The following is an 878-nucleotide window of genomic DNA, read 5'->3' on the forward strand; positions in this document are numbered from 1 at the left end:
ACCGGCCCGCAGCGCCAGCAGAAGATGCTCGAACTGATACGTACCCACGCGGCCACAGCCCTCGGTCACGACAGTGCTCAAGCGATCGCACCCGATCGAGCGTTCCGCGAGCTCGGCTTCGACTCGCTGACCGCGGTGGAACTACGTAACCGGCTGGCCACCGCCACCGGGCTGCCGTTGCCAGCCACGCTGGTCTTCGACCATCCGACACCGGCCGCCCTGGCCGACCATCTTCGGGCCCAGCTGTGGCCGGCCGAGCCGGCCGAGGCACCGGCCGTCGCCGAGCTCGACCGGTTGGAACGCGCGCTCGCCGAACCGGCCGTGGACGCGGACACGCGCGCCCAGCTCGCCCGGCGCCTCCAGGCGCTGGTCGCCCGGCTCACCACGCCGCCGCCCGCAGACTCGACCGCCGGGCCCGACACCGACCTGGACGAGGTCACCGACGACGAGCTGTTCGAACTTGTCGACAACGAGCTCGGCTCGGCCTGAACGCCCGTACCCGCTCCGGAGGGACACCCGTGACCAACGACGACAAGCTGCGCGAGTACCTCAAGCGGACCGTAGCCGAACTGCGCCAGGCCAACCGCCGGGTACAGGCCCTGGAGACCGCCAGCGCCGAGCCGGTGGCGATTGTGGGGATGGGGTGTCGGTATCCGGGTGGGGTTGGTGACCCGGAGGGGTTTTGGCAGTTGCTGGTCGAGGGTGTTGACGCGGTGGGTGGGTTCCCCGTGGATCGGGGTTGGGATGTCGGGTCGTTGGATGACCCGGATTCGGAGCGGTCGGGGACCAGTTATGCCCGGGAGGGTGGGTTCCTGACTGATGCGGCGTTGTTCGACGCGGGGTTCTTCGGGATCAGTCCGCGGGAGGCTGTGGCGATG

The 878-nt window shown here is 69.9% G+C and carries 2 protein-coding genes; both read left to right on the plus strand.

Annotated elements, in window-relative coordinates:
• On the plus strand, positions 1-489 hold a 489-nt coding region (locus ACLQ22_RS31865; RefSeq protein ID WP_425695577.1), incomplete at its 5' end, for an acyl carrier protein.
• A 29-nt stretch (positions 490-518) separates the two neighbouring features.
• A partial coding sequence (locus ACLQ22_RS31870) for a beta-ketoacyl synthase N-terminal-like domain-containing protein (protein WP_425695578.1) occupies positions 519-878 on the plus strand: 360 nt, incomplete at its 3' end.

The organism is Micromonospora sp. DT178, assembly GCF_049841695.1.
GTDB lineage: Bacteria > Actinomycetota > Actinomycetes > Mycobacteriales > Micromonosporaceae > Micromonospora.